The following is a 23443-nucleotide window of genomic DNA, read 5'->3' on the forward strand; positions in this document are numbered from 1 at the left end:
GAAACCAGTAAAGTGGTGTGCTAGTTAGTATTGGGATCGCAGTAGAAGCCAGGTGGAATGGCCGTTTACAGGCGATATTTTTTGTCTGCATGTTGTGCTTCGAAGTCTCTTATTTGTTGTTGCAGTACGCGTTTTTGTTGCAGATACTGTTTGAGGTCTAAACCTTGTTGCCTGGACGTTTCCAGTTGGGTAAGCGCTTTGTGTAGCTGGTAATAGACTTTTCTGATTTGTGTAGTTTCAGAGTTCCGGAAAGCCAGTACATCGGGGGCTTCGCGGATAATATCGACAGAAAATCCGTTCTGTACCCAGTTATTAAAGTTGTAGTCAAGTATGGCCATGCTACCAGTGTCGAGGGCGCCGTATGCAACGATGTATACAGTGGGATCGTTGTTTTGGCAGTGGAGGCAAATGGCCTGACCGCCGCTGTCATCGCCAATGCTAAGGTATTGTGGCAGATAGTGTTGTACCTGGTAATCGGCGTTGCGCTGGAGCAGTTGGGCCGTACCATATAGCAGCACCAGGTCGGTTACCGGCAGATCATCTTCCGTCATTTCTTTTAGCAGGAAATCGCGATAAGCACCCGGCAAAGGGAAGCCGAGTGCTTTTTCTATTTCAGCGATGCTAATGTTGTTCACCATTTTTAAGCTGTGTTAACCATTGCTGGGCGAATTCGTTGCCTGGTTCCAGTTTGATCACCTCTTCGAAAGCGGCGATGGCGTTGGGCAGCTGGTCCATATTGTAGAACAATACGGCCCGGTTTACGTGAACATAAGGATCGTTCGGGGCCAGTTTCAACACTTCATCATAGATTGCCAGTGCCTCTTCGTCGAGCTGAAGCAGCATAAAGATGGATCCTTTATTCATCATCAGGTTAGGCTCTCCGGGCGACAGTTCCAGGCCTTTGTTGGCGTATTGCAATGCCAGTCGTAGTTTGGTGATTACGCCCATTTGGGTATCCTGGTTATAGCCGTTATCTTCCATGTAAGTGATGGTGGCATTGGCTTCCTGAAGGATTTTTATTACCTGTTGTTCATACCAGCCGGCGCTTTTTTCTACATTTTCAGAGAAGGGAACATTTTCCAGGTCTATTTCTTCTGCAGCATCCGTGCCGGGTTTCATTTTATCGGCTGCCGGCGCATACCACCATTCACAGAATTTTCCCAGTTCGCCGCCGATAGGCAGTTCATCGGAAGGTGGTAAGGTGTCCGCATCAATGGCATCGTTGGCCAGTACCAGTTCCAGTATGGATTCCAGTGCTTTGTAATCGATAGGTTCCCCCATTTGTTCTGCATTCATCACGATGTAGGGCATCAGCTGGTAGTAGCTGGCCAGCAGGCTGGTGTTTTTTTGTTCGCCTGCCAGCTCCGCAATTTCGTGTGACATGGTAAATACGTCAATTTCTTCCGGGGCTATTGCGTCGTCGCCGGTCAGGGTACCATTGTCTACCAGGTCGGTCCAGAGTAGGGAGCCGGCGTCGCAGTATAAAACATAGCGGTGGGTAGTATGGTCGTAGTTGGCGTAGCCTGCAACCGGGTTGGTTTCAGCGTCCCATTCGGCGGTTGGCTGCTCGTAGATAAAGCTAAATTTTTTGCTGGCTTCCAGCGCATCAAACCAGGCTTTATGGGCTTCGTAGGCCGGATGAGCGCTGAGGGGAAATGTATATACAAATCGGTGTTTGATCAGCGTATCTATTACGCGGAAATGGGTAAAGCCGGTATCAAACTGTTTTTGTACTTGATAGAGATTGTAGAAAAGACTTCTTCGGTCGAGTTCTTCTTCGGGGCTTTCGTCCAGGCAATAAACGGATAATTCCACCCATGATTCAACTTCATGCATCGACATATGTAGCGTGGTTTTTAGGCAAAACTACGTAAAAAGCATAAAGCATAAGGCAGAAAGCAAAAAGCTATTGTGGAGAATGACCAAAGCATATTGAAATATCCGCTGAGATCATTCTCCACAATAGCTTTTTGCTTTCAGCTTTATGCTTTCAACAGTACATTCTTCACGTATTTGTAGCTTTTGGTGACGCTCTGGAACGGATCGATGGTAATTTTGTCTTGTTCTACAAACAGGTGTTTTACACCTGCCAGTTTCGCCTGGGCAAATATTTTATGGAAGTTGATACTGCCGGTACCTACTTCTGCAAAGGTAACGCCGGAGAGCAGCTCCATGGAAGTTTTGTTTTCTGTGCCGGCGGCAGTGAGACTGGCAGTATTGTTTTTATCCATGTCTTTTACATGCCAGGCAACAAAACGGCCGGGTGCTTCTTTAAAGAGAGCTATTGGGTCGCGGCCTGATTTTACTGCCCAGAAGAGGTCCAGCTCAAAGGATACGAGGGAAGGATCTGTTTCTTTGAGCATAATATCATAGCCGGTACCGTTGGTATCTGTTAGTGGTTTAAATTCCCAGTAGTGGTTATGGTAGCCAATGTGCAGGTTTGCTTTTTTACAGATTTCGCCTGCTTTATTGAGTTGTTCTGCCATGAATTTATAATCATCGGCTACCAGTTTTTTATCCCAGAGGGAGAGTGGTAATACTGGTACGATGAAATAGCGTTGACCCAATGCGGCGGCCAGTTCAATTTGCGGCTGCAGGGCATCTGCGTTACCATTGCCGCGGGTGAGGTAGTCGTTGAGCTGATAGTGGCCGCTGGGCGTTACCAGTTGATGCTGTTGTAAAACGGCCCCCAGTTCTTTAGGCTTGAGGCCCCAGAATTCGCCTTTATCGCCGGCGCCCTGGAAGCCATAGAATGTTTCTACTTCGCGGTAGCCAATGCCTGCTACTTTAGCCAGGGTTCCTTTAGGGTCTTTGTCCAGCTGATCGCGCAGCGTATACAGCTGGATACCGATTTTCTTAGGGAGTGCTTTGTTGCCGGTCATAGCCAGGAGGCTGCCGGGGAGCATCATGCCTGCTGCCATCAATCCTGTTTGCTGGAGAAAGGAGCGTCTCGAAGTATGCATGGTCATAAAAGATTTATAACGTGGGTAAATGTTGAACCACTGCAGTGGTATATAAAGCAATTTAATAAAACGATTTTATCTTGACCGAATTTTTTAACAACCATGCGAGGAGCTGGTACTTTTTTGCAGAAACCGGCAGAATAATACAATAAAAAGATAGTTTGCTATAACGGAAAGGTAAGTACGGAAAAATAAATATTCCTTTGTAATGCTGGCTGGTAGCTAATTGGGCGGCCCTTGTGCTACATCATTGCAGCGGCTGTTTTTATTCCTGTAATTTTTGAGTGGAGGAGGTTTTAAAATGGTTAAATTGTTAGTAGTTACTTGTCTAAAACCTTTGTCCAACATGCGTGTTTTTTTCAGCAGTGTAAAACAGGCCGAAAAGGGTACCCGCCAGAAATCCAGGTTGCGGGAGTGGATAGAGGCGGTACTTTTTGCCGTTGTTGCTGCTACCCTGATCCGGACTTTTATTTTTGAGGCGTTTGTTATCCCCAGCGCTTCCATGGAAAAGACCCTGTTAATCAATGATTTTATTTTTGTGAGTAAAGTCAGTTATGGTCCCCGCATTCCTATTACCCCGCTGGCCTGGCCTTTTACTAACCATACCATGCCTTTTACAAAAGAGGTAGCTCCCTTTTCCACGGCTGTACAATGGCCTTACAGGCGGCTGCCGGGATTTGGGCATATTGAGCGGAATGATATAGTGGTGTTTAATTATCCCTGCGGGGATACGGTGCTGAAGAATAAAGCAGGGGAAGATGAAGACTATTATAGCATGGCTGGTTTAGGTGCGGAATACGTACACAAAAATTACGGACCACCCATTACCAGGCCGGTAGATAAGCGGGAAACCTGGATCAAGCGCTGTATAGCGGTGAGTGGCGACACTATTGAGATCGTGAGCGGCGAAGTATATATCAATCACCGCCCGGGCAGGATACCTCCGCATTTCCAGGCGCGGTACTATGTGACCATGCCGGACCGCCAGCGACTAAGTGAGGCCATGTTGGACAAGCTGGGTACAGATCACATTCCGCGGCCCATGCGCGATTCGGGCATGTTTATACACAACCTGTCGCTGGATAACCTGGATACCCTCTATACCAGGGGGGCGCAGATAAAGCGGGTGATTGTGGAAGGCTACGGCGATAACAGGATATTTCCCTTCGATAGCAAACATTATGAGTGGACACAGGATTGTATGGGCCCCATCTATGTTCCTAAAAAAGGTGTTACCGTGACACTTGATTCTTTAACCCTGCCTTTTTACCGCCGCATTATCGATACCTATGAGCATAATACGTTGCAAGTGGTGGGCAACAAAATTTATATCAATAGCCAGGAAACCAGTACCTATACGTTTAAAATGAATTATTACTGGATGATGGGTGATAACCGTAACGAGTCGACAGATTCGCGTTTCTGGGGTTTTGTGCCGGAAGACCATATTGTAGGAAAGGCCTGGATTATCTGGATGAGCTTTGACCATGGCCATATCCGCTGGCGACGACTGTTTAATGCGATTAAATGACAGCTGGGGAACACAAAATCCCCCGGGTGGTTTATCAGCTATGGCAGAGGGCTGTATGGTGTTTTGGTGATTTTTAAATTCGTACTTTCGCAGTATGCCCGTATTGCATCATTCAGATTACAGAGCGCCATTCCTCCTGCAGAATCGTCATATGTTAACGATTTATCCTTCCCTGTTTCGAAGTATCGCTCCTGCGTCTTACCGGCGGGAACGCATTCCTACACCGGATAGCGACTTCCTGGACCTGGATTTCAGCGAAAAAGGGAATGACCGTATCGTGGTGATTTTGCATGGCCTGGAGGGAAATTCAACGCGTAAGTATGTACTGGGCATGGTGCATATTTTTAATGAAGCAGGCTTCGACACCGTGTCTATGAATTTCCGTGGCTGCAGCGGGGAGCCCAATAAAAACCTGTGTTTTTATCATAGCGGGGAAACGGGTGACCTGCATACCGTGATTACCTACCTGCAAACATTGGGAAAATACAAAGCCATACACCTGGTCGGTTTTTCGTTGGGAGGCAATGTAACGCTCAAGTATCTGGGGGAAAGGGGAAGTCAGCTGAAAGGCGTCATTAAATCGGCCGTAGCCATCTCGGTGCCCTGCGATCTTAAAAGCAGTTCGGCTGAATTGGAGAAACGGCATAATATCATTTACATGCAGCGATTCATCCGCGACCTGGGAGAGAAGCTGCGGTTAAAGGAACAACTGTACCCGGGCCGTATCGACTTGTCGGGTTACAACGCTGTAAAGTCATTCCGGCAATTTGACGACCGCTACACCGCGCCCATACATGGCTTTCGGGATGCATTGCAATACTGGGAGGAATGCAGCTCCCGCAAATACCTCCACAGGATAGAGGTGCCTGCTTTGCTGATCAATGCCATCGACGATCCCTTTCTGAGCAGGGAATGTTATCCTTATGACCAGGCTTCCAATAGCACCTGTTTTTTCCTGGAAACACCGCAACAGGGCGGACATGTAGGCTTTGTAAAATTCGGCGCACCGTATTACTGGTCAGAACAAAGGGCCTTATCGTTCTTGCAGGAGGCGTAAATAGTTTGTATTTTGATACCCGCTTTAGCGTAGACGAATTATTTATTTTGCTATGAAAAGAACTGGTCAAATTTTTTCGAGCCTTGCCCTGCTCCTGGGCTGCTATACTAACGGAAACAGCCAACAGAAAGTGCCTGGTATCAGCTATTGGCTTACTTCTCCCGATAAATCTGTTGTGCTGCAACAACAGCCGCGTACTTTGTTGTTTAGCGCCGTGAAAAAAGATATACCCGTTATAACGGTAGACGATACCCGCACCTTCCAGGGGATAGACGGATTCGGGTTTACGCTCACCGGAGGAAGCGCTACGCTGATCAACCAGCTGCCGGCCGGCCAGCAGGATGCTTTGCTGAAAGAATTATTTCTTACCAAAGAAAATGGCATCGGTATCAGTTACCTGCGCCTGAGCATCGGAGCCTCTGATTTGAGCGCCAGCGTATTCACCTACGATGATATGCCCGAGGGAGAAACAGATCCCGAGCTGAAGCATTTTACCATCAATGAAGAAAAGAAAGACCTGATCCCCGTATTAAAGAAGATTGTGGCCCTGAATCCTGCCATCAAAATATTAGGCTCTCCCTGGACGCCGCCGGCGTGGATGAAAACCAACGAATCTTTTATTGGTGGTAGTTTAAAGCCGGAGTATTACAGCGTGTATGCACAATATTTTGTGAGATATATAGAGGCGATGAAAGCCGCCGGTATTACCATCGACGCCATCACGATTCAGAATGAGCCGTTGCATCCCAAAAATAATCCGAGCATGCTGATGCTGGCGCCAGACCAGGCCGCTTTTATCCGGGATCACCTGGGACCTGTGTTTAAAAAGGCCCGCATCAAAACGAAGATCATCTTGTATGATCACAACTGCGATAAGCCGGAATACCCTATTTCTATTCTGCAGGATGCCGCCGCCAATCCGTATATCGACGGATCTGCTTTTCATTTATACGGTGGTACTATCGATGCGCTCAGTAAGGTACACGACTTGTTTCCAGGTAAGCATTTGTATTTTACAGAACAGTGGTCGAATGGAAAGGGCAGCTTTGCTGAGGAGCTGACAACGAATACCACGCAGCTGATCATTGGCGCCACCCGCAACTGGGCGCGTAATGTACTGCAATGGAATCTGGCCGCCGATGCGCAATGGAACCCGCATACCGATAAAGGAGGCTGTTCCCAGTGCCTGGGAGCAATTACCATTGATGGAAATGCTATTTCACGTAATTCTTCTTATTATGTGATCGGGCATGCCTCTAAATTTGTGCCTGCCGGTTCGGTGAGGATTGCATCCGATATTCCCGGTAAACTGGATAACGTAGCCTTTAAAACGCCTGGCGGGAAAAAAGTACTGATTGTCGTGAATAACGACACCCTGCCGCAAACTTTCCAGATCAGCGTGCGCGGGAAACAGGCCACGGCGTCGCTGAACAGCGGCGAGGTAGCCACGTTTGTCTGGTAATGCTTTATTCTCCTTTCATGGTGTTGGTTTAACCGGGATGATGAACCCTCCGGAAGGTTCTATATATTGTTAAGACACCGTTATGAAATAACACTACCAAAAATATTACAGTGAACAATGATAGTGATGCTTTCAGGGCGTTGTATTTGTACCTGATACCTATTTTGTTCGAAATACTGTATGAATTTATAGCATCGCATTTTTTACCGAATATGTTACTATGCGTATTGAACGGAGAAAATTTTTAAGAAATGTAAGTCTTACGATGGCGGGTGCACTCACCATACGCCTGCCGGCAGTAGGCCGGGCTATCCAGGATAGCCAGCACCGTTTGCTGACCACCACCCAGCCTCCGGCGGAGTGGATCGCGTCCCTGTATGAACGTGGCCAGGCTACCCGTTACCTGAAAAGCAGGAATGAACTGCAATACATTGGGATGCCGGTAGGCGGCATTATGTGCGGAACCGTATACCTGGGTGGCGACGGGCGTTTGTGGTTATGGGATATTTTCAATAAAAACCAGGAAGGCATTGAACCGAAGGTAGTAGACTACAGCGTCAATGTGTTGGATGGTGGAAAGAAAGTGCGCTCCCGCGATGGGGCCAGCTATATTGCTCCTTCTAAAGATATTCGTCCGCTGGACCAGGGATTTGCCCTGCAATTGCGCTATGGTAATAAAACGGAGATACGGAAGCTGGATGAACACAGCTGGCCGGAGATCAGTTTTGAAGCCACTTACCCAATGGCCACCATCCGGTATATAGATCCATCACTACCGGTAGAAGTAATACTGGAAGCCTTTTCGCCCTTCATCCCATTGAATGAAGATGATTCAGGGCTGCCAGTAACGATCCTGTCTTACCAAATAAAAAATAAGAGCAATACGCCGGTGACCGCCACCATCATGGGATGGCTGGAAAATAAAACCGCCCTGTATTCTGCAGCTGCTGCCCATGAGCGGGTAAACACCGTAGTAAATGGTACCGGGTGGAGGGGTATTAATGCCACCATTCGTACGAAAGATGGTAGTAATGAAGCGCTCGAAAAACAATTCGACTACGGTAACCTGTGCCTCGCTGCCTTTGACAAGGCTGCCATGGCTAATTCCGCTATGCCGGAAGGGCCGTTGACCAACAAGAGTTTTACCCTGATGCCGGAAAAGCAAACGGTAAAAGATACCGGGGAGAAATTAACCGGCGCCGTGGCGTTATACAATACGATACCACCGGGAAAGACTATACGAAATGATTTTGCTATTAGCTGGTACAGCCCTAACCTGCATTTCAACGGTATCGAGGGCGAAGGCCGTTACTATGCCAACAAATTTGCCGACGCGGTAGCGGTTATGGATTACGTAAATACGCATTATGAGCGCCTGAGCCACGAGAGCCGCTTGTGGAAAGATACGTGGTATGACGCGTCTTTGCCCTGGTGGTTTATGGAGCGTACTTTTCTCAACATTTCCACGCTGGCTACCACCACGGCGCATCGTTTCCGCTCGGGCCGTTTCTGGGCCTGGGAAGGCGTAGGCGCCTGTGAGGGCACCTGTACGCATGTTTGGCAATATGCACAGGCAGTGGGCCGTATCTTCCCGGCATTGGAGCGGGATACGCGGGAACGGGTAGACCTGGGTATCGCGCTCCTGCCTGACGGGGGCATTCTTTTCCGGGGCGAAGCAGAAAAACGCCCGGCAATAGACGGACAGGCCGGTACCGTGCTGCGTATTTACCGGGAGCACCAGATGAGCAAAGACAGCGTTTTCCTGGAAAGGAATTGGTCTAATATCAAGAAGGCGACGCTCTTCATTATTCACCAGGACCGTAATGGCGACGGCATGGAGGATACGCCGATGGAGAACACGCTGGATGCCGTATGGGATGGTGAAATAGCCTGGATCGTAGGGTTGTGCATTGCCGCTGTAAAAGCGGCGGGCCTGATGGCTGCCGAAATGAACGACCAGGAATTTCTGGCTATCTGTAACGACTATACGGAGAAAGGCCGCCGTAATATGGAAACACAGTTGTTCAATGGAGAGTACTTTATTCACCAACCGGATAAGGTAAAGGGAAGAACAGTAATAGGTTCATATAATACCTGTCATATCGACCAGGTATATGGCCAGAGTTGGGCTTTCCAGGTGGGCATGGACCGGGTGATTGACCGCGAAAAAACCTTGTCAGCATTAAAGGCTTTATACCGTTATAATTACAAAGCGGATGTAGGGCCTTATATCGCGGCACATCCGGGTGGACGCCCTTATGCGCTCGCAGGTGAAGCCGGGATGATCCTGAATACCAATCCTAAAAAAGAGCCTTATCCATTTGGCGTAAAAGACGCGTGGCAGCTGGGGTATTTCAACGAATGTATGACTGGCTTCGAACACCAGGTGGCGGCGCATATGATGGCTGAGGGGATGACAGATGAAGCGCTTACGCTTACCCGTGCCGTACATGACCGCTACCATGCCGCTAAGCGTAATCCTTTTAATGAAATAGAATGCAGCGATCACTACGCCCGTGCCATGGCCAGCTACGGTACTTTTATTACCGCCAGCGGATTTGAATATCACGGTCCTAAAGGCTATATCGCTTTCGCTCCCACCATGAATAAAGACAATTTCAAAGCCCCGTTTGTGACGGCGGAAGGCTGGGGTACTTATTCGCAGCATAAAGGGCATCATGCATTGCTGCTGAAATATGGTAAGCTGACCTTGAACACCCTTCGCTTTCAGCATAGCAGCGCAAAGCAGGTGAAGCTGGGAAACAAGGCCATACCTTTTAAAGCAGAAAACGGATTTGTTACTATACAGCTGGATCGGCCGATACAATTGCAGGCCGGTCAGCAGCTCGACATTACCATGGTATAACAATTGCGTGCTGTCATGCAGGAAAAATAAAATAAAGTACCTTACTGCCATAAAATTTTATCAATGGCAGCATTAAAATTGTTCATGGTACTGTTGGGATGTAAGCCAGACGGCCGTCATACAGAACAGCATGATATATTCTTTGGTATTGGAAACCAGCTGAGAGACCTGATTCCAGATATGGAAGCTTTCTGGCCGGAAGCAAAAGGGAAGTTACATATTGATGGTTTCCGGGAAGTGAATATTGTAGATGATCACCAGATCCGGGTGGTGGAAAGGAACGGACAGGAACCCGGCGACCGGCAACTGTTTTTCCTGAACCTGGGTGGATATAAGCCGGACGAGATGGAAGAGTTTCATTATAAGATACTCAGTGTACAAAAAGATATCGGCGCCGCGATCCGGGCATCTAAGGAAACCGTCTTTTTTAAACATACCACTTTTGGTACCGCTACGTCTCACGTAGATGACAAGTATGGAGTAGATGTAGATGATATCTATATGGTGAAGGATATATTGCCACCACATCTCAAAGAAAAATATACACTGGAAATAACGCCGGTATCAGGAGCCGTTTCTGATCCGCTGCAACTGGGGTATTTCCAGTTTAGCAAAATATAAGTCCCGATGAGGGCTGTTTTTCATCTCAGAGGGGAAGCATTGGAAAAAATATTACACTAATGATCGTCCCTTTCATTTCCGGCATGGTATCTGTGCCGTAACATACGAATTTTTATTCGGTGAAATGGATGACAATGATCACCCGTTCCGGTTTCCCGGGACGGGTTTTTTTATGCCATTAATTTTATTATTTTTAATAGTTGTAAAAATGACAATTAATAATTCCGCGTATGAAACATATTTACTGGGTTGTCCTGATATTACCTGTTATTATTGGCGCTTGTCAGGCCAATAAGCCTACGTCCACCGCAGAAGGCCCGCTCACCGAAGCGCAGCAGCGGTTACCTCAAAACGCGGTCAAAGGGCTCAAAACCCGGGAGGGATTGGAAACGACCCTCTTTGCCAGCGAACCTGCGATCATGAATCCTACCAATATGGACATTGACGAAAAGGGGAGGGTATGGATTACAGAAGCTTATAACTACCGTAATGAGCTCAATCCCGGTCATCCCTATAAGCAGGCGGGCGACCGGATCATGATCCTGGAAGACCTGGATGGTGATGGGAAATCCGATACGGCTAAAGTATTTTACCAGGACACCTGCATTAATGCTGCACTGGGTATTTGTGTACTGGGCAACAAAGTCATTGTGTCCTGTAGCCCCAATGTTTTTATTTTCACCGATACCGACGGCGATGACAAGGCCGATAAGAAGGAGCTGCTATTCCGCGGGATTGGTGGTATCCAGCATGATCATGCCATCCACGCATTTACGTTTGGTCCGGATGGTAAATTGTATTTCAACTTTGGCAATGCAGGGGATAGTATCCTTGACAGGAACGGCAACGTTATTAAAGATGCAGAAGGGCGACTGATTGCCAATAAAGGCATGCCATACCGGCAGGGTATGATTTTCCGCTGTAACCTGGATGGAAGTGACCTGGAAGTAATGGCACATAATTTTCGTAATAACTACGAAGTTGCGGTAGATGCTTTCGGCAATATGTGGCAGAGCGACAACGACGACGATGGCAACCGGGCTGTACGCATCAATTATATCCTGGAGCACGGTAATTATGGTTATACCGATGAAATGACCGGTGCTGGCTGGTCGAGCCGCCGTATGAACATGGAAGACTCTATTCCTTACCGGCATTGGCATTTGAATGATCCTGGCGTAGTGCCCAACCTGTTGCAAACGGGTGCTGGTTCACCCACAGGGATGGTAGTATATGAAGGTGATTTATTACCTTCCATATTCCGCAACCAGATGATCCACGGGGAGCCGGGACATAACGTAGTGCGTGCCTACCCCGTGAAAAAGCAGGGCGGAGGTTATACGGCTACTATCGAAAACATACTGGAAAGTAGTACCGACCAATGGTTTCGTCCTTCCGATGTAGGAGTGGCTCCGGATGGTTCGCTGTTTGTGGCTGACTGGTATGATCCGGGTGTAGGCGGCCACCAGGTAGCTGATCTCGACAGAGGGCGTATATTCCGTGTAGCCCCTGCGGGGAGTAAGTATAAAGTGTTGCCGCCGGTATTCAACACTGCAGCAGATGCAGTAACCGCACTTAAGAATCCCAATCTCAGTACCCGTTACCTGGCATGGACAAAGCTGCATAGTATGGGTGCATTAGCAGCAAAAGACCTGGAGAACCTGTACCATAGCAATAACCCGCGTTACCGGGCACGCGCCCTTTGGTTGCTCAGCAAGCTGCCTAACGGTGCAGACTATATCAAAACAGCGTTACAGGATAAAGATGAAGATATCCGTATTACGGCGATCCGTGCTGCAAAGGAAACAGGCGTGACTTATGGTAATATGCTGGTGACCGATCCATCGCCGGCTGTGCGCCGCCAGGCCCTGCTGGCTATGTATCATAGTCATGAGGCGGATATGCCTGCCAACTGGGCGCTATTGGCGGCACAGTACGATGGTAAGGACCGCTGGTACCTCGAAGCGCTGGGCATTGCGGCAGATAGTAACTGGGCCGCCTGCTTCGATGCCTGGCGGAAACTACCACCCAACAAACAACATCCCGAGGCAGACAATGACATCATCTGGCGTGCCAGAACACCGGCAGCATTGCCGCTGTTGGCCGCATTGATTCAACGTAACGAAGAAGATCCCATGAAAAATAAACGCTACTTCCGGGCCTTCGACTTTTACCCCGCTAAAGAAAGTACGCCTGTTTTGTTGGGATTACTGAAAGGACATCATCCTAAACAGGATTATATCAATGCCCTGGCTTTTATGCAGTTGGATGCTGCCGCGTTACCAAGGACCGGAGAAATGGCGAAGCTACTTAATAACGCGTTGCAGGTATTTAAAGACAGAACAGAGTTCATAGACCTGGTGCGGAAGTATAAGCTACGCGATCAGAATGAAACACTGTTACAAACGATCCTGAATAACCCGGCCAAGGACATACAGGGCTATGCCATGAAAACGCTGATTGAATGCGGTGGGCAAGCGCTGGTGGTGAAACGCCTCCAGGGCAAAGACACAGCTGCGGCCTATATCCTGGTGGAAGCCATGGGTAAGGCCCAGGACCGGCCCAACCGCGAGCTGTTGACCTCACTTATCCGTAATAAAGTATACCCGGCTCCGTTACGTGAGCTGGCTGCGCGCAACCTGGGTCGTGGATGGGATGGATACGCTGATTTATGGAGCCTTGTAGAACGTAAGTTGTTACCGGCCGACCTGGATACGGTCACAAAAGAAGTGCTTACCCATGCCTGGCGCCAGGATGTGAAAGCTAAGGCAGTAGCATATTACGAGCCGGCGGTTGTGAACAAGGCGTTGCCACCTGTTGAAAAATTGCTGGCTATCAAGGGAGATATGCCGAATGGTAAAAAGGTGTTTGCAAGCTATTGCAGTTCCTGTCATCTGGCAGGAAACACCGGGGTGAATTTTGGTCCTGCACTATCAGAAATAGGCAGCAAGCTTCCCAAAAGTGCCATTTATGAAGCCATTATCCACCCTGACGCCGGTATCAGCTTTGGCTTTGAAGGTTACTTCTTCCAGCTGAAAGACGGCTCACAGGTGCTGGGATATATTGCCAGTCAAACCGATGAAGAAATAGATGTGCGTATGGCCGGAGGACAAGGGGTTAAATTAAAGAAAACAAATATTGCTTCCCGGAAAGCATATGAGCATTCGTTAATGCCTACGGGCCTGGCTACCGCTATGTCTCAGCAGGAGCTGGTTGACCTGGTAGAATACCTGGCGGCCTTAAAAAAGTAGTGGAGCCCGATTTAGAGCTTAGCCGCGCCGGTGCTCCCGGCGCGGCTTTTTTATCGTTCCAGTATGGCTGTTACGCCCATACCACCGGCGGTGCAAATAGAAATGAGCGCCCGGCCGCTACCACGCTGCTGCAATATTTTGGCCGTTTGTGCTACAATGCGGGCGCCGGTAGCAGCAAAAGGATGGCCGATAGCTACGCTGCCGCCACGCGTGTTGAGTTTACTGCGGTTGATGCTGCCGAGTGGTGTATCCCAGCCCAGCTTCTTACAGTAGGCCGCATTTTCCCAGGCTTTGAGGGTACAAAGCACTTGCCCGCAAAATGCTTCATGAATTTCATATACGTCGAAGTCCTGCAGGCGCAGTTGATTGCGCTTCAGTAAACGGGCCACTGCATAGGTGGGGGCCATCAGCAGTCCTTCTCCGTGCACATAGTCTACCGCGGCCGATTCGGCATCTACCAGGTGGGCTTGCACCGGCCAGTTTTGTTGCTGGGCATATTCTTCGGAGGCGAGCAAGAGGGCCGCAGCGCCATCGGTATACAAAGTGCTGTTGCCTGCCGTCAGCGTACCGTTTCCGCTGAAGTCGAAGGCTGGCTTCAGCGCAGCCAGTTTTTCGGGCGTGGTATCTGCGCGTACAATGGTATCTCTTTCTACTGCTTTGAAGGGCATTACCAGGTCATTAAAAAAGCCGTCGTTATACGCTTTGGCTGCGTTCATATGGCTTTGATAGGCCAGGGCATCCTGCTCTTGCCGGGTAATGCCCCATTCCTTCACCATCTTTTCGGTATGTTGCCCCATAGACAGGCCTGTTCTGGGTTCCACGATAGAAGGATATACCGGGGACAGATCTTTGAACCGGATAGTCGCCAGTATTTTTAGCCGTTCTCCCAGCGATTTTGCAGCGCGTAAATCTACCAGTTTCCAGGCCAGCTGTTGTTTAAACAACAGGGGGATATCGCTGTTGGTGTCGCTGCCTCCACTGATGCCGGTGTCTATTTGTCCGCAGGCAATGCGGAGACCGAGTTGTATCGTAGCATCCAAACTGGTGCCACAGGCTCTTTGCAGGTTATAGGCGGGCGTATGTGGATCGAGGGCAGTGCCCATAATACATTCCCTGGCAAAGTTCCATTCGGTGGAGCGGTTCAACAGGGCGCCCAGGGCCACTTCGCCTATTCTTTTTCCTTCCAGTCCATAACGCGTAACGAGCGTATTGAGACAGGCGGTCAGCATTTCCTGGTTGCTGATATGATTATATTCCTTGAAGGATTTTACGAAAGGGATGCGTACTCCACCAATAATAGCGACCTTTTTCATAAGGAAATGCTTTTGCTAAAGTTAACGAATCCGGGTTGATTTTCCTGTTCACTATTGAACCTGCCTGTTCATTTACGGACGGTGATAAGAATAGCATAAGCCCGTCCCTGGCTGTTTTGTATATTGGCTTGCTTTCTGTGCCGTATCAGCGCACCGCATAAAATGATAATGTATGATGCAGCTTCATTGGTTTAAAACAGCCTGGAGGAATATCCGTAGTAATCGCTTTTTCGCCCTGATTAATCTCGTTGGGTTAACAGCGGGATTTGCAGGCGCTATGCTGATTTTTTGCCTGGTATATTATCATCTGAGCTTTGATAATTTTCACCAGGATGGGGACCGCATTTATCGCATGGTGTCTGCTTCCCATTATGAAGAGGATGATTATTCCCAGGGAGTACAGCAGCCCGTAGGGAAAGCTTTCCGGAATGATTATACCTATGGCGAGTATACCGCCATGCGCGCCAGTCTGGGAGCGCCGCAGATCAGCATTGGCAGCGGCGCCGCAAAGAAGATATTTAATAGCGAAGCGGCCTATGTAGAAGCCGATTATTTCCGGATTTTTAATTATCCATTTGTCCGTGGCAATGCGGCTGTATTAGCAGTGCCTGATCAGGCAATCATTACAGAGAAGGAGGCAACACGTTTTTTTTCCGGAACAGACCCTATCGGACAACAATTCGTTATTAATAACGGGAATACCTATACGGTAGCCGGGGTGCTGAAAGATATTCCATCCAATACCAGCAACCGGCAACAGGTATACTTATCTTATGCCAACTATAAAAAAGCCAATCCCTGGATGGGGGGAGATAGCAGTTGGGCCGCGGTGTCCAGCGGGGTACAGTGTTTCGTGAAATTACGCCCGGGGATATCCGCCGCAGCGGTAGAGAAGGTATTCCCGGCATTTCTCTCCAAATATATATCCCCGGAGGGGGCCAGACATGCTTCGTTGTTCCTGCAGCCATTAAGTGATATTCATTTTAACAGGACTTATGATGGCCAGATAGAAAAGAAGCAGCTATGGGTACTGGCTACAGTAGGCTTATTCCTGGTGCTTATGGCTGGTATCAATTGTGTAAACCTGGCTACCGCCCGCCTGTTTTACCGTTCAAGGGAAGCGGGCGTACGAAAAGTACTGGGAAGCTCGCCATTGCAGATACGCTGGCAGTTTATAACGGAAACGTCGATACTGGTGTTTGCTGCAATGATATTGTCCCTGTTTACGGCGTATGCCGCGTTGCCGTCGTTCAATCAATTATTTGATACCACTATTAGTTCCGTTGCTTTTTATCAGCCCGTTTTTATTGGGTTTTCCGTGACGCTTTTTGTAACGGTATCCCTGCTGGTAGGTTATTACCCGGGTATGCTGTTGTCGCGCTTAAAGCCAACGGAAACCATCAAGGGGAAGCTGGGGACGACCCGTACAGCGGGAGTGCCGCTGCGGAAGGTGTTGGTGGTAGCGCAATTTACGATAGTGTTGTTTATGATCAGTTGTACCCTTATCATTTCGCGGCAAATGAAGGCCTCCATGGATACCGATATCGGTTTTAATAAAACCGGTATTGTAATGGTAGATGTGCCAACCCAGGAGATGTCGGCCATAGAAACAATACGTCATCGCGTGGGTACGCTGGCTGGTGTGAACGGACTTAGTTTCTGTTATTCCCCGCCCATGTCTAACATGTACAACCTGAATGATTTTGAATTTGAAAATGCTACCACAAAAACCGGTTTCCGCATCAATGAAAAGGCAGCAGATACCAGTTATCTGCGAACTTTTGGCTTGCAGCTGGTGGCCGGCAGGAATATTGCCGGCGGCGATACTGCAGCTACCTGCCTGGTGAATGAAACGTTTGTAAAACGCATGAAGTATACGCCGGAGCAAATACTGGGAAAAAGAATGACCACCTTTGGCAGGAGAGCTGTTATTACCGGTGTGGTAAAAGATTTTCATACGAACGATTTTCATGAAGAGATAGCGCCGGTATGCCTGGCGGGCAATTACTCGTCTTATGGCAGGTGTGCGGTAGCGATGGATATGCGTAAGGCGCAGCAATTGTTGCCCGCAATGGAGAAAGTTTGGAAAGAAGTATTTCCCGACTATGGCTGGTCTTATAATTTCCTGGACGACAGCATCCGTAACATGTATCATACGGAGGAAACGCTGCTGAAGCTAATAGAGATCTTTTCCTTCCTGGCTATCCTGGTGGGCTGCATCGGCTTATTTGGTATGGTATCGTTTATGGCCGTACAGAAGAAAAAAGAGATAGGCGTAAGAAAAGTGCTGGGCGCAAGCGTGACTTCTATCCTGTGGCTGTTTATGAAAGAGTTTATGCAGTTGTTGCTGATGGCATTGCTGGTAGCTATCCCTGTAGCCTGGTATGTGATGCATCGCTGGTTGCAGGACTTTGTGTTCCGGCTTACTTTAAAGCCCGGCTATTTCGTAATGCCGGTGTTGATAACAACGGCATTGGTGCTGCTGACGATTAGTATGAAGTCGGTAAGGGCTGCCTTATCAAACCCGGTGCAAAGTTTGAGGAGTGAATAACTTCAAACGATGCTTGCTGGCTATAATGCAGGTAACTACAAAGCATAAATATGGTTTACCGGGTTCGGTACAGGTTGCCCCTGGAATGCGGCAATAATATTTTGTGCGGCAATGCGCGACATAGCATTGCGTGTTTCTACCGTTGCTGATCCGATATGTGGTAACACCGCCACCGTAGGCATTTGCAGCAACGGATTATCAGGCTGCATGGGTTCCGGGTTGGTTACATCCAGGCCTGCGCCCCATATCTGTCCTGTTTCCAGTGCAGCGATGAGATCTGTTTCATTGTGAATACCACCCCTGGCGGCATTAATGAAAATGGCGGAAGGTTTCATTTTCGCGAATGTGTCTTTGTTGAATTTCTCTTTGGTTTCCGGTGTAAGAGAGGTATGTACACTGAGTACATCGCTTTGTTCGAGCAGTTCATCGAAGCTCACCCATTGGGCGTTGAGTGCTTTTTCGGCGGCTTCATTACGATGCCGGTTGCAGTAAATAATTTTCATGTCAAACGCTGCGCGGCATCGCTGGGCCATTACGCTGCCTATGTTGCCAAGTCCCCAGATACCTAATGTTTTTCCTTCTATATCTACTCCCAGGTTGGCCGTAGGAGAGGAGAAGCCCCACTCGCCTTTAATGATTCTTTTATGATGATAGAATGCCTTTCTGGCTACGGCGAGCATCAGCAGGAAAGCGGTATCGGCAGTGGCATTACTCAGTACGCCGGGCGTGTTGGTAATCTGTATACCTAGTTCGGTAGCGGCTTTCAGGTCTACATTGTCGTAGCCTACTGATAGCAGGCTGATTATTTTCAGGTGCTGGCAATGTTCCAGGAGTGGGCGATCAATTTTTCTGCCCCCGGCAAATAACAAGGCATCATTTTCCTTACATTTTGCAATCATCTCTTCGAGACTCATTTCCCGCGGTTCGCTCCACTGAGTAACGGTAATGCCTGCACGCTCCAGTAGTGCAAGACCGTCTTCAGGAATAATCCTGGTGGTAAATACCTTCATACATCTATTGCTTTAATATCGGGTAAATTACATACTGCCGGTGCCCGCTGCAGCGAGCTTACGATGCAATTGCTTTTTCCGGACCTGTATATTTCTTTTCCATGCTTTCCATAATTCAAACCATAGTACGGCAGCGGCGCCCAGGCCGGCACAAATAAGCAGTTGCGGCAGCTGCAGGGCGGTAATGCTGAAGAACTGCGCCACTGGCGGTACGTATAACATAATGGCCAGCAGAGCCAGGGTAATACAGATAACGCCAGTCATCATTTTATTATTATTGCGCATACTGCGTATAAAAGAGTAGTAGAATGAGCGGTTTACTAAGGTAAGAAAAATATTGGCAAGTACCAGGGTGGTGAATACCATGCTGCGGGTAAGGATCTCTGAATATCCCATAGCTGTACTCCATTGATAAGCGGTGAGCACACCGGCAGTAATCAGCAGTCCCTGCAGGATGCTGATATTCATTTCCCGGAACGACAGGAAGGTTTGCGTAATAGGCCGTGGTGGCAGCTGCATGGCATTTTCCTCCATTGGTTCATTTTCATACACAATAGAGCAGGTAGGGCCCATGATTACTTCCAGGAAGATAACATGTACCGGCGTAAATATATTGGGATAGATCCATCCCAGGAATAAGGGTACTGATACCGTAAGAATAATAGGTATGTGGATAGAAATAATATACTGTATGGCTTTTTTGATATTGGTATAAATCCTGCGTCCCATGGCGATGGCATCTACCATGCCGCTGAGGTCATCATTCACGAGGATCAGGGCGGCTGCCTGTTTGGCTATTTCTGTTCCTTTTTTACCCATAGCAATGCCGATATGTGCGGCTTTTAACGCCGGCCCGTCATTGACGCCATCGCCGGTCATGGCCACTACTTCCTGGTTGGCTTTCAGTGCGTTGATGGCGGCCAGTTTAGCTTCGGGGAACATGCGGGTAAAAATATTAACCGATTGCAGGGTATCTCTCATTTCTGCATCGTCCATTTGCATCAGTGCCTCTCCATTTACTGCCTTGTCGGCGTGCCGTAATCCAGCTTGTTGGGCAATCGCTTTCGTGGTTATTGCGTTATCGCCGGTAATGATTTTAACTACGATGCCTGCCTGGTAGAATTGCTGAAACACCTCTTCTATATTGGCTTTTGGAGGGTCGTAGAAGGCCAGCAATCCCAGGAAGACAAAGGGGAATTCCTGCTGTGTGGCCGGAAACTGGTCGCCGGTAAATTCGGCGCTCGCTACGCCCAATACCCGGTATCCTTTGCCGGCGAGGGTATTCACCTGGTTCAGCATTTGTTTTTTTTCTGTTTCGGGGAGATGAGATACCGCAATGATAGCTTCCGGCGCTCCTTTCGCAGCCACGATGCGTTGACCCACTTTGTTGCCGAAAATATGCGTCATCATGGGTGGTTTACCTTCCAGCGGATATTCGTGGATGATTTCATACTCCGGGCGTTCGTCTTTGGGCGTTGTTTTTTCGTACAGCCGGTGCAGTGTCTTTTCCATAGGATCGAACGGCACCGGCTCGCTGGCCCACATGGCCATAGTGATAATATCAGCAGGGAGATTGTCTTCGCTGTATAACGTATGATCTGCTGCGCTGTAGATAGCGTGCAAACTCATCTTGTTTTCAGTGATGGTGCCCGTTTTGTCGGCGCAAATGATAGTGGCACTGCCCAATGCTTCTACGGTGCGTATTTTTTTTACGATAATGCCCATTTGCATGAGGCGCCGGGACCCCAGCGCCATAAAGGTGGTGAAGGCCACAGGTATTTCTTCCGGCAGGATAGACATGGCGAGGGTGAGGCCTTTCAACAGGCTGTCGGTCAGGCTGCCGCTGCGGATATAATTAAACAACCACACTGCCAGGAATACTACCACCCCAACAATTGCCATCCATTTCACGAACTGGCGGATTTGCAATTGTAGCAGCGTAGGCTCCTCTTTGATATCTAGTATCGCCTGTCCCAGCTGCCCTATTTTCGTTTGCGCCCCTACCTGCGTTACTTCACAGATGGCCAGTCCGGATACCACCAGGGTGCCGCTATATACTTTGTTGTCTTCATCGTCGGGTTGTTTAGATACGGCAAAGGCTTCACCGGTGAGCGCTGATTCATTCACAGAAAAATCGTTGGCATGTACTATTACGCCATCCGCATTGATGGTATTGCCTTCTGAGATCATGAGCATATCGCCCGTAACAATTTCGCTGGTGGGGATACTGGTAAGGTGGCCGTTACGGATAACCTTGCTAAGCGGTTCATTCAATTTTTGGAGTGCGTCCAACGCCTTACGGCTGCGGCTGTCCTGGTAAAAGGAAATACCCGATACCAGTGCAATGGCCGCCAGCATGAAGTAAGCTTCGCCCAGTTCGCCCATCACAAAGTAGATGGCAGTTACCGCGATGAGTAGCACCAGCATGGGTTCGTTTACTATTTCCCTGAGAATATGCAAAAGCAGGTTTCCTTCAGGAACAGGAGGAACGTTGCTGCCATATTGTTCCCTGGAAGCGGCTACTGCTGCGTCGTCCAGTCCATGGATATTTTCCGGTAAATTAATTTGTCCAGCCATATAGGATCTTTTTGGGTGATAGCCGTACTAAATTTACGAATTATGTAATTCATCTTTTTATTACCATCTTTATTGCTTCATACGATCTAACAGTGAAACAAATGAAAAAGCAAGTAATACTGGCAGGGCTGTTGCTATGCCTGTCTTCTACATTATTGGCGCAGGATTTTCCGGCCATACAGCAACTGGCACAGCGTAGGGTTCCATGGCTGGCCAAGTCGCTGGCCTTGAAAAGTATACCAGCGGAAAATGACAAAGATGTTTTTGAAATTACGACCCCGGGAAAGCAGGTACAGATCAGGGCTTCCAGTCCCAGCGCTGCCGCCGCAGGGCTCAACTGGTACCTCAAGTATTATTGCCACCGCGCTATGTCGCATATGGGCGACAACCTCGCGCCGGTATCTCCCTTACCGGCAGTAAAAGAAAAAGTACATATCAACACCAGTTATGACTACCGCTATGCGCTCAATTATTGCACCATCAGTTATACCATGAGCTATTATAACTGGAAAGACTGGGAGCGGGAACTCGACTGGATGGCACTCAATGGGGTAAACGTGATGCTGGCCACTATGGGAACAGAGGCTGTATGGCAACATACGCTGGAGCGCCTGGGCTACACGCCGGAAGAGGCGCGCCGCTTTGTAGCCGGACCTGGCTTTACCGCCTGGTGGCTCATGGGCAACCTGGAAGGTTGGGGAGGACCGGTGACCCAGCAAATGATAGATCAGCAAACCCGTTTGGAGAAGCAGATACTGGCCCGTATGAAAGATATGGGCATCGCCCCGGTAATGCAAGGTTTCTATGGGATGATCCCTGTAAGCCTGAAAAAGAAAATACCGCTGAAAGTGATTGAACAAGGCAAATGGGCAGGAGGCTTTCAGCGGCCGGACTTCCTCGTGCCGGGCGACAGTAACTTTGCCCGCATTGCCGGCATCTATTACGAAGAGATGAAGAAATTATATGGCAACGATATCCATTTTTTTGCCGGCGATCCTTTTCATGAAGGAGGTATCAGCAAAGGGGTAGACGTGACCGCCGCTGCCGCTACCATCCAGCAAACCATGCTGGCGCATTTCCCCGGCAGCACCTGGGTATTGCAGGGCTGGCAGGCCAATCCTTCCAGCGTCTTACTGGCAGGACTTGATAAGTCGAAGGTGCTGGTACAGGAACTTTTCGGAGAAAATACCGCCAATTGGGACACCCGCAAAGGATATGAAGGCACACCCTTTATCTGGTGCAGTGTGAATAACTTTGGCGAGAAGCTGGGATTATATGGCAAACTGCAACGATTTGCCGATGAAACGTGGAGAGCGGCTCATAGTCCCTACGCCAGCCTGTTTAAGGGCACCGGCATTATGCCGGAAGGAATTCACAACAACCCGGTGGTATTTGACCTGATGCTGGAACTAGCCTGGCACCAGGAAAAAACAGACGTAAAAGAGTGGATAAAATCATATGTACGTTACCGTTATGGCAGCGATGATGCCGACTTACAAGCGGCCTGGCAAGGCTTACTGGCCACCGCGTACAGCAGTTTTCCACAGTACCAGGAAGGACCCAGTGAGTCGATCTTCTGTGCGCGGCCTACCTTAACAGATCGCCCGGTATCATCGTGGGGCACCCGCAAACGGAATTACAACACGGCCGATTTTGCCGCTGCGGTGGCCACTTTCCTGAAAGCGGCGCCTAAGATGAAGAATAACGCCACCTACGACATCGATGCCATAGATTTCCAGCGTCAGGTGAATGCCAATAAGGGAGAAGATATTTATACCAGCATGGTGACCGCCTATGAGCAGAAAGACCTCGCTGCTTTTAAGCAAAGCGCCGCCAGCTTCCTGGCACTAATACAGCAACAGGACTTGCTGCTAAGCGGTAACCCGCACTTCCGGCTCGATAGCTGGGTGAACGCTGCCAGAAACCTGGGACAAACGCCGGCAGAAAAAGCGCTGTTGGTAAGGAATGCCAAAACCCAGATCACCTATTGGGGACCTGACAACCCGGATACAGACCTGCATGAATATGCCAACAAGGAATGGGGCGGGCTTCTGCGTAGTTATTACCTGCCCCGCTGGAAAATGTATATCGCTGCATTAACTAGTCAGCTGGAAGGGAAACAGGTACCGCCAGTAGATTTCTTTAGCTGGGAAAAGCAATGGGCCGGGCAATAAACTGGCCCCCAGTGTTAAATTTAGTTAAGGACAACCTGCCTGACGGTGGTACGGCATGGAGATTGCG

At 48.9% G+C, this 23443-nt stretch carries 14 protein-coding genes; 8 read left to right on the forward strand and 6 right to left on the reverse strand.

Translation table 11 applies throughout. The features are described from left to right. Positions 1-65: 65 nt before the first annotated feature. The 3 genes from HGH90_RS24970 to HGH90_RS24980 form a co-directional block, all read right to left on the reverse strand. Entirely contained in the window at positions 66-638 is a 573-nt protein-coding gene (locus HGH90_RS24970; RefSeq protein WP_168766436.1) for an SMI1/KNR4 family protein, read from the reverse strand. Then, on the reverse strand, positions 622-1842 hold the full coding sequence (locus HGH90_RS24975) for a hypothetical protein (protein WP_168766437.1): 1221 nt from the start codon (positions 1840-1842) through the stop codon (positions 622-624). The genes HGH90_RS24970 and HGH90_RS24975 overlap by 17 nt, the downstream gene beginning before the upstream one ends. 140 nt (positions 1843-1982) lie before the next feature. Beyond that, entirely contained in the window at positions 1983-2963 is a 981-nt protein-coding gene (locus HGH90_RS24980) for a sugar phosphate isomerase/epimerase family protein (RefSeq protein WP_168766438.1), read from the reverse strand. A 346-nt stretch (positions 2964-3309) separates the two neighbouring features. On the opposite strand from HGH90_RS24980, the gene lepB reads away from it, so the two are divergent. From lepB to HGH90_RS25010, 6 genes are all read left to right on the forward strand, one after another. After that, positions 3310-4494 (forward strand): signal peptidase I, encoded by a 1185-nt coding sequence (lepB, locus tag HGH90_RS24985; protein WP_168766439.1) that lies wholly within the window; start codon positions 3310-3312, stop codon positions 4492-4494. 94 nt (positions 4495-4588) lie between these two features. Next, positions 4589-5551 (forward strand): YheT family hydrolase, encoded by a 963-nt coding sequence (locus tag HGH90_RS24990; protein WP_169192114.1) that lies wholly within the window; start codon positions 4589-4591, stop codon positions 5549-5551. Positions 5552-5603: 52 nt separating this feature from the next. After that, positions 5604-7013, forward strand: coding sequence for a glycoside hydrolase family 30 protein (locus HGH90_RS24995; protein WP_168766441.1), 1410 nt, complete (start codon positions 5604-5606; stop codon positions 7011-7013). Between the two features lie 220 nt (positions 7014-7233). Continuing rightward, entirely contained in the window at positions 7234-9879 is a 2646-nt protein-coding gene (locus HGH90_RS25000; RefSeq protein WP_169192115.1) for a GH116 family glycosyl-hydrolase, read from the forward strand. Between the two features lie 63 nt (positions 9880-9942). After that, positions 9943-10500, forward strand: coding sequence for a DUF1543 domain-containing protein (locus HGH90_RS25005; protein ID WP_168766443.1), 558 nt, complete (start codon positions 9943-9945; stop codon positions 10498-10500). A 230-nt stretch (positions 10501-10730) separates the two neighbouring features. Then, positions 10731-13751: a PVC-type heme-binding CxxCH protein gene (locus tag HGH90_RS25010; RefSeq protein ID WP_168766444.1), complete on the forward strand. Its 3021-nt coding sequence runs from the start codon at positions 10731-10733 to the stop codon at positions 13749-13751. A 50-nt stretch (positions 13752-13801) separates the two neighbouring features. Here HGH90_RS25010 and HGH90_RS25015 read toward each other — a convergent pair whose 3' ends face one another. Then, positions 13802-15064 carry an acetyl-CoA C-acetyltransferase gene (locus tag HGH90_RS25015; protein WP_169192116.1) on the reverse strand — a complete coding sequence of 421 codons (1263 nt, stop codon included), beginning with the start codon at positions 15062-15064 and terminating at the stop codon, positions 13802-13804. Positions 15065-15236: 172 nt separating this feature from the next. Between HGH90_RS25015 and HGH90_RS25020 the strand changes: the two genes are divergently transcribed. Continuing rightward, positions 15237-17615, forward strand: a complete 2379-nt coding sequence (locus HGH90_RS25020; protein WP_169192117.1) for an ABC transporter permease — start codon at positions 15237-15239, stop codon at positions 17613-17615. 35 nt (positions 17616-17650) lie between these two features. Here HGH90_RS25020 and HGH90_RS25025 read toward each other — a convergent pair whose 3' ends face one another. Both HGH90_RS25025 and HGH90_RS25030 read right to left on the reverse strand, forming a co-directional pair. Continuing rightward, complete coding sequence (locus HGH90_RS25025) at positions 17651-18625, reverse strand: 2-hydroxyacid dehydrogenase (protein WP_169192118.1); 975 nt, start codon at positions 18623-18625, stop codon at positions 17651-17653. 27 nt (positions 18626-18652) lie between these two features. Next, the gene (locus HGH90_RS25030; RefSeq protein ID WP_169192119.1) at positions 18653-21202 is read right to left on the reverse strand and encodes a cation-translocating P-type ATPase; all 2550 of its coding nucleotides are present in this window, start codon (positions 21200-21202) and stop codon (positions 18653-18655) included. Positions 21203-21303: 101 nt separating this feature from the next. Between HGH90_RS25030 and HGH90_RS25035 the strand changes: the two genes are divergently transcribed. After that, positions 21304-23376 (forward strand): alpha-N-acetylglucosaminidase, encoded by a 2073-nt coding sequence (locus HGH90_RS25035; RefSeq protein WP_169192120.1) that lies wholly within the window; start codon positions 21304-21306, stop codon positions 23374-23376. Positions 23377-23443 lie beyond the last annotated feature (67 nt).

This window comes from Chitinophaga sp. Ak27 (genome assembly GCF_012726295.1).
GTDB lineage: Bacteria > Bacteroidota > Bacteroidia > Chitinophagales > Chitinophagaceae > Chitinophaga.